This window comes from Kribbia dieselivorans NBRC 106261 (assembly GCF_001552435.1).
Lineage (GTDB): Bacteria > Actinomycetota > Actinomycetes > Actinomycetales > Dermatophilaceae > Kribbia > Kribbia dieselivorans.
Window position 1 is genome coordinate 1 of the sequence record NZ_BCRE01000178.1, and the last position, 6,806, is coordinate 6,806.

9 protein-coding genes are annotated in these 6,806 nt (G+C 69.6%); 3 read left to right on the forward strand and 6 right to left on the reverse strand.

The genetic code is table 11. The features are described 5' to 3' along the window. The 3 genes from KD1_RS13480 to KD1_RS13490 form a co-directional block, all read right to left on the reverse strand. Nucleotides 1-261 (reverse strand): hypothetical protein (locus tag KD1_RS13480; protein ID WP_217995893.1); only part of this gene is annotated, 261 nt, incomplete at its 3' end. 304 nt (nucleotides 262-565) lie between these two features. Continuing rightward, nucleotides 566-1,918, reverse strand: a complete 1,353-nt coding sequence (gene phoH2, locus KD1_RS13485; protein ID WP_157073355.1) for an RNA 5'-3' helicase PhoH2 — start codon at nucleotides 1,916-1,918, stop codon at nucleotides 566-568. Between the two features lie 204 nt (nucleotides 1,919-2,122). After that, on the reverse strand, nucleotides 2,123-2,884 hold the full coding sequence (locus tag KD1_RS13490) for an isoprenyl transferase (RefSeq protein ID WP_068402745.1): 762 nt from the start codon (nucleotides 2,882-2,884) through the stop codon (nucleotides 2,123-2,125). Between the two features lie 189 nt (nucleotides 2,885-3,073). Between KD1_RS13490 and trhA the strand changes: the two genes are divergently transcribed. After that, complete coding sequence (trhA, locus tag KD1_RS13495; protein WP_068402747.1) at nucleotides 3,074-3,748, forward strand: PAQR family membrane homeostasis protein TrhA; 675 nt, start codon at nucleotides 3,074-3,076, stop codon at nucleotides 3,746-3,748. Between the two features lies 1 nt (nucleotide 3,749). On the opposite strand, the gene KD1_RS13500 is transcribed toward trhA, so the two are convergent. Further along, on the reverse strand, nucleotides 3,750-4,061 hold the full coding sequence (locus tag KD1_RS13500) for a hypothetical protein (RefSeq protein ID WP_068402749.1): 312 nt from the start codon (nucleotides 4,059-4,061) through the stop codon (nucleotides 3,750-3,752). Next, nucleotides 4,058-5,023: a mycothiol conjugate amidase Mca gene (gene mca / locus KD1_RS13505; protein ID WP_245627414.1), complete on the reverse strand. Its 966-nt coding sequence runs from the start codon at nucleotides 5,021-5,023 to the stop codon at nucleotides 4,058-4,060. The genes KD1_RS13500 and mca overlap by 4 nt, the downstream gene beginning before the upstream one ends. A 121-nt stretch (nucleotides 5,024-5,144) precedes the next feature. Here mca and KD1_RS13510 point away from each other — a divergent pair, with 121 nt between their 5' ends. Together KD1_RS13510 and greA are read left to right on the forward strand one after the other, a co-directional pair. Continuing rightward, on the forward strand, nucleotides 5,145-5,573 hold the full coding sequence (locus KD1_RS13510; protein WP_068402750.1) for a DUF4307 domain-containing protein: 429 nt from the start codon (nucleotides 5,145-5,147) through the stop codon (nucleotides 5,571-5,573). Nucleotides 5,574-5,771: 198 nt separating this feature from the next. Beyond that, a complete protein-coding gene (gene greA, locus KD1_RS13515) occupies nucleotides 5,772-6,263 on the forward strand; it encodes a transcription elongation factor GreA (protein WP_068402752.1) in 492 nt (163 codons plus the stop codon). On the opposite strand, the gene KD1_RS13520 is transcribed toward greA, so the two are convergent. Beyond that, nucleotides 6,229-6,806, reverse strand: a 578-nt coding sequence (locus KD1_RS13520) for a nicotinate-nucleotide--dimethylbenzimidazole phosphoribosyltransferase (protein WP_174521114.1), incomplete at its 5' end; no start/stop codon positions are given. The genes greA and KD1_RS13520 overlap by 35 nt on opposite strands.

Below are 6,806 nucleotides of genomic sequence, written 5' to 3' on the forward strand. Positions count from 1 at the left end.
CTGCACCCGCTCGGTCTCGCGGACCTCGCTGCGCGAGACGTTGGAGGCCGTACGCGAGGAGGCGAGGCGCTGCGCATCGGCCATCTGCGTGGCCGTGAAGGCCGCGGCCTGCGTGGCCGCACCCTCGGGCAGGGCCGTCGCGGTCGCGTCGGCGGCATCGGCCGGAGCACCGTTGGCGTTGAGTGCGCCGAAGGCCCCGACGGACGAGACGAGGGCCAGCGCGGTGCCGGTGCCGATCAGCGGTCGCTTCAGGGACGTCATCAGTGGCGTCCGCGGTGCCGCGTGCCGGCTCTGGTACTTCGTCAATGCAGGTCCTCACATCAAGGAGCGCCCGCATGGGGGGTGGGCGCTCCGTGGCGGGCCAACTGTCGTTATCGACCCGTTACCAAGCGAAGACCTTAGCGGAGGTTGGCGAAACTCCCAAACCGAGTCTCACCCACCGGTAAGCCGTGTGGACAACCCTGTGGACAGAGGTCATTTGCGCAGGTCACAGGTCTTGGGAGCGCACCACGACGTGCGAGCCGGTGACCGAGTGGCCACCGGCTCGCACGCTGTGGGATGCGTCTCAGACCTCGATGCGCTCCAGGAGGTCGGTCACGAGCGCGGCGATCGGGCTGCGCTCCGAGCGGTTGAGCGTGACGTGGGCGAAGAGCGGGTGGCCCTTGAGCGACTCGATCACCGCGGCCACGCCGTCGTGTCGACCGACCCGCAGGTTGTCGCGCTGGGCGACGTCGTGGGTGAGCACGACCTTCGAGTTCTGGCCGATGCGCGAGAGCACGGTCAAGAGGACGTTGCGTTCGAGGGACTGGGCCTCGTCGACGATGACGAACGCGTCGTGCAGCGACCGACCGCGGATGTGCGTCAGCGGCAGCACCTCGAGCAGACCACGGTCCATGACCTCCTCGACGACGTCGCCGGAGACGAGCGCGCCGAGCGTGTCGAACACCGCCTGCGCCCACGGCCCCATCTTCTCGGCCTCGGAGCCTGGCAGGTACCCGAGGTCCTGACCGCCGACGGCGTAGAGCGGACGGAAGACGACGACCTTCTTGTGCGCACGACGCTCCATCACGGCCTCGAGCCCGGCGCACAGCGCCAGCGCGCTCTTGCCGGTACCGGCGCGGCCGCCGAGGGAGACGATGCCCACGTCGGGGTCGAGCAGGAGGTCGAGGGCGATGCGCTGTTCGGCGGAGCGGCCGTGCAGCCCGAAGGCGTCACGATCCCCGCGCACGAGGCGGATCTGCTTGTCGGCGCCGACCCGGCCCAACCCGGAGCCGCGCGGCGAGAGCAGCTTCAGCCCGGTGTGGCACGGCAGTTCGGCCGCGCCGAGGTGCTCGACGCGACCGTGCTCGTAGAGTTCGTCCATCTCGGCCTCGGTGACGTCGACCTCGGCCATGCCGGTCCAGCCGCTGTCGACGGCGAGTTCGGCGCGGTACTCCTGGGCCTCGAGGCCGACCGCGGAGGCCTTGATGCGCAGCGGCAGGTCCTTGCTGACGAGGGTGACGTGACGCCCCTCGTTGGCCAGGTTGCGCGCCACCGACAGGATGCGTGTGTCGTTGTCGCCGAGCCGAAAACCGGCCGGCAACGAGGACGGGTCGGTGTGGTTGAGCTCGACCCGGACCGTGCCGCCCTGGTCGTTGAGCCGGATCGGCTGGTTGAGTTGACCGTGCTTGACGCGCAGGTCGTCGAGCAGGCGCAGCGCCGAGCGCGCGAAGTAGCCGAGTTCTGGGTGGTGCCGTTTGCCTTCGAGTTCGGTGATGACCACCACCGGGAGCACGACCTCGTGCTCATCGAAGCGGAGCATCGCCCGCGGGTCCGACAGCAGGACGGAGGTGTCCAGCACGTAGGTCCGCAAGCCGCCATCGGAGCCCGAGGCATGGAACTCGGGTGAGATGGTGGACGACTGGTCAATCGTGGCCATGAGATCTTCCTCCCGAACGCCCCACGGGTGTGGTGCGCTGATTCGCACGCTACGAGAGAACACGCGCGATGCCGACACTCCCGACGGCGGGTCGCCGAGAGTTCACCCGCTCGTCATATTGCCGTCGACCGGTGTTTCTGCAGGTCACGAGGCTGAAGTGGTCGCTGGCGTCGGATGGTGCGGGTGTGACTTCTGCGTCGACGTTCAGGAACCGAAGCGGCGATGCCGGTCGGCGTAGTCGCGCAGCGCGCGGAGGAAGTCGACCCGCCGAAAGGCCGGCCAGTAGACCTCGCAGAAGTAGAACTCGCTGTGCGCGCTCTGCCACATCATGAAGCCGGAGAGTCGTTGCTCACCGGAGGTGCGAATCACCAGATCCGGGTCGGGCTGGCCCTTGGTGTAGAGGTGCTCCCCGATGGCCTCGGTGGTGATCGCGTCGGCCACCTGCTCGATGCTCTGTCCCTGCGCGGCCTTCTCGAGCAGCAGCGAGCGCACCGCGTCGGCGATCTCCTGGCGACCCCCGTACCCGACGGCCACGTTGACGACCATCCCCGTCACGTCTGCAGTCCGCTCGGCGGCGTCACGCAGGACCTCGTCGGTGTGTTCGGGGAGTAGGTCGGCCGAGCCGACCGGGTGGATGCGCCACCGGCCACTGTCGGCCAGGTCGCTGACGGCGTTCTCGATGATGGCCAACAGGGGCGTGAGCTCGTCGGCCTGGCGGTTGAGGTTGTCGGTGGAGAGCAGCCAGAGGGTGACCACCTCGACCCCGGCCTCCTCGCACCACTCGAGGAACCCGGCGATGTTGTCCGCGCCCGCCTGGTGGCCGGCCTTCGTACCCTTCCCGCGCTCCTTGGCCCAGCGCCGATTGCCGTCGAGCATGACGCCGACATGGCGCGGCAGTGGCTTGTCGCGGAGGTACTTGACCAACCTCCGCTCGTAGGCGGCATACAACACGTCCTGCAGTGGCATGCACTCCCCCTCGGCTGGGCTGATCAGGTGGCGGCTCGACCCGTCACCGTGGCGGGGAACACATTACCCGCCGGGTACGACAGCCCAACGGACCTCTCGGGCACTCCGACCCGACCCGCGAGCACCCGGGAACCGACACTTCGAGGGTACGGCTCGCCAACCTACGGAACCGTAGGTTACTGTCAGGTTATGACCGAACGGATCATCCCCGCGCTCCGCAGCGCGAAGCCCCGTCTGCGTGGCTGGCTCCATGCGGCCACCGCGCCCTTGGCCTTGGCCGCCGGCATCGTCCTGATCGCCGTCGCCCCCAGCGGGCCGGCGACCGTGGCGGCCGTGATCTTCACCGTCACTGCGGTCCTGCTCTTCAGCACGTCGGCGACGTATCACCTCGGGCGGTGGCGCCCCGCCGTCGACGCGGTGCTGCGCCGCATGGACCACGCCAACATCTTCCTCATCATCGCCGGGACCTACACCCCGTTCGCCCTGCTGCTGCCGAGCGACCAGGGTCGACAGATGCTCGCCATCGTCTGGAGCGGCGCCCTGATCGGCGTGGCGTTCCGGGTGCTGTGGCCCTCGGCACCGCGCTGGCTGTACGTGCCCGTCTACCTCGCCCTGGGCTGGGTGGCCGTGTTCTACCTGCGCGGTCTGCTCAGCGGCGGCGGCCCGGCCATCGTCACGCTGATCATCGTCGGCGGGGTGCTCTACAGCGTCGGGGCGCTGGTGTACGCCGCCAAGCGCCCCAACCCACTCCCCCGGTGGTTCGGGTTCCACGAGATCTTCCACGCCTTCACGGTGGCCGCGTTCGTGGCGCACTACGTCGCCGCGTCGCTGACGCTGTACGGCCCCGCCGGGCAGGTCGCCTGAGTCAGCGGTCGGTCGCGTCCCCGCCAGTCGACCCCTCGCCGTCACCCTCGGCCGGCGGAGCGTCGTTCGCCTCCGCACCGCGCTCCGCCTCACCCGACGTCGACTCGGCCGCACCGTCGGCCGGCCCGGCCTGCGGGGCCTCGGTGTCCGACTCCGACTCGCCCTCACGAAGCTCCGTATCGCGACGGTCGTACTCGATGTTCTGGATCTTGCCGCTCATCGACCGCATGAGCAGCCACAGGGCCACGCCGATGAAGAAGAAGGCCAGGAAGCCGAAGATCCCGGCGGAGACGGACGAATCGGGGGCGGTCATCGGGGCATCTCCACGGTCGGTTCGATACGGCGGTCGACCAGCAACGGCAGGTCGGGTCGGGTGGCCAACGCGTCGGCCTGGTCCCCGGGTTCCGGAATCCCGGCGAAGAGTTCGGACTCGACCGCTCCGTCGGCAAGGTCGACGGGCACCCACGACAGGGCGAGTTCGTACTCCTCGTACGGCCAGACCTCGGCCTGGATCTCCCGCGGCAAGGCGAAGAACTGCCCGTCCGGGTCGATCTGCGTGGCGTGTGCCTTGAGCGCCTCGTCACGGCGATCGAAGTAGGCGGCGCACTCGACGCGGCAGGTGACGGCGCGGTCCTCGCGGTCCTCCCAGCGCGCGAGCCAGTCGGCGAACGGGCTCTCCAGCCCGCGGTCGACCATCGCCTCGTGGAAGGCCATCAGGCGGGTGCGGGTGAAGCCGTGCGAGTAGTAGACCTTGAGCACCTGCCAGGCGCCCCCGATCTCGGGCCACCGCTGCGGGTCGGCGGCGGCGTCGATCGCCGACATCGTCACCCGGTTGGTCATGATGTGGTCCGGGTGCGGGTAGCCGCCGTTCTCGTCGTACGTCAGCACGACGTGCGGGCGGAACCGCCGGATCTCGCGCACCAGCGCCTCGGTGGTGTCCTCCAGCGGCTGCAGGGCGAAGCAGCCCTCGGGCAGCGGCGGCCGCGGGTCACCCTCGGGCAGCCCCGAGTCGACGAAACCGAGCCAGGTGTGCTTCACCCCGAGGATCGCCGCGGCCTTGGCCATCTCACCGCGCCGGACCTCGACGATGTCCCGTTGAACAGTCGGGTCATCGGCCAGCCGGGGGTTGAGGACGTCACCGCGTTCGCCGCCCGTACATGTGACCACGAGCACGTCGTGGCCCTCGTCGGAGTAACGCGCCATGGTCGCGGCGCCCTTGCTGGACTCGTCGTCCGGGTGCGCGTGGACGGCCATGAGCCGCAGTCGTTCTCCCACGGACTTTCCTTTCGATGAAGGCGGGTGCATCGCGATCGTGGCGGATCGCGGATAATCGACGGAGTTCGATCTTCTCACCTGTCGCCACCCGCGCCGACACACCACTGCCGAAGGACCCGCTGTGCCCCAGCCGACCGACCCCGCCCACCCGATCACCGAGGACTGGGACGAGGAGGCGAGCGGGCCCATCCTGGACCGCCCCAGCCGGGCCAACCTCAAGTGGTGGGTGATCGGCGTCGTCGGCGCTCTGGCCATGGTGGCCTTCATCAGTTGGGCGATCGTCGACGACTACCGCAACAAGGCCGTGTGGCAGGACGTGCGCAACGAGGTCATCGACGACCACACATTCCGGATGGAGTTCACCATCACCCGGCCCGAAGGGCGCGAGGCCGTGTGCACGGTGCGGGCGATGGCGGCGGATCTGAGCACGGTCGGGTCGGCCGAGGTCACCGTGCCGGCGAGCACCGAGGCGACCTCACGGATCACCGAGACGATCCGCACGAACTCAAAGGCGGCCGGTGGCGGCGTGCGCGAGTGCGTGCTGCGCTGACCCCTCCCACCGGGGCACACGACGCTCCGAGTGGCGCGCCCTGACCAGCGGGAATTGGGGTCGGCGTGCGTTCGTTTGGTAATGTTGATCCTCACATCCTGGGTCTGGGCGCGTGGACGCGCCCGGACCCACGTGCTTAGAGGGCACGGAATCACGACTCGACCGACATGGTCGGGTCGACACACCCAAGGAGTAACAGTGACCGAAACCGCACCCACCGGGAGCTTCCTGACCCAGGAGGCCCACGACCGTCTCCAGGCGGAACTGACCGACCTGTCCGGGCGCGGTCGCACCGAGATCGCCCACCGGATCGAGGCCGCCCGCGAGGAGGGTGACCTCAAGGAGAACGGCGGCTACCACGCCGCCAAGGAGGAGCAGGGCAAGATGGAGGCCCGCATCCGCCAGCTCACGCAGATCCTCCAGAACGCCGTGGTCGGCGAGGCGCCCAAGGACGACGGCGTCGTCGAGCAGGGCATGGTCGTGACCGTCGAGATGTTCGGCGACGAGGAGACCTTCCTGATCGGCTCGCGTGAGATCGCCGATGGCTCGGATCTGCAGGTCTTCTCGGAGGCCTCGCCGCTGGGCAAGGCGATCGTCGGCAAGTCCGTCGGTGACGAGACCTCCTACCTCGCCCCGAACGGCAAGGAGATCTCGGTCAAGATCCTGGCTGCGAAGCCGTACACCGCCTGACCAGAGGTTCAACGGTGCGCGCGGTGCTCGTGCGCAGCGCGCTGGCCGTGAGGACCACCTGACAGGCCATCGCCGCCCCGACGCCCTCCCCCGTGCGGATCCGTAGATCCAGCACCGGTTCGAGGCCCAGGTCGACGAGCACCGCCGCGTGTCCCGGTTCGCGGGAGCGTTGTCCCGCGACGAGGTGAGCGACAACCGCCGGTTCGAGCCGGGCCGCGACGAGGGCGGCCACCGAGGTGGCGAGCCCGTCGAGCACGACGCCTGCTCCCCCGGCCACCGCGCCCAGGACCACCCCGGTCAGGGTCGCGATCTCGGCTCCGCCCAGGGCGCGTAGCACCTCCAGGGGTGCGCGGTCGGTGGCGCGAGCCAGCGCCGCGGCGACCACCCGGGTCTTGCGTTCGATCATCGCCGTGTCGGCGCCTGCGCCACGGCCGATGACGGTCTCCGGCGGCAGGTCGAGCAGCGCCGCGGTCATCGCGGCAGCGACGGTGGTGTTGCCGACGCCGATCTCACCAAGGGCCACGAGCCCGCCGGGGGCGAGCC

What these genes read in the sequence shown, in the direction of transcription:
- KD1_RS13490 (WP_068402745.1), bottom strand. Translation starts at nt 2,884, where the DNA reads ATGCCACTGCAGGACGTGTTGTATGCCGCCTACGAGCGGAGGTTGGTC.
- KD1_RS13500 (WP_068402749.1), bottom strand. Translation starts at nt 4,061, where the DNA reads ATGACCGCCCCCGATTCGTCCGTCTCCGCCGGGATCTTCGGCTTCCTG.
- trhA (WP_068402747.1), top strand. Translation starts at nt 3,074, where the DNA reads ATGACCGAACGGATCATCCCCGCGCTCCGCAGCGCGAAGCCCCGTCTG.
- phoH2 (WP_157073355.1), bottom strand. Translation starts at nt 1,918, where the DNA reads ATGGCCACGATTGACCAGTCGTCCACCATCTCACCCGAGTTCCATGCC.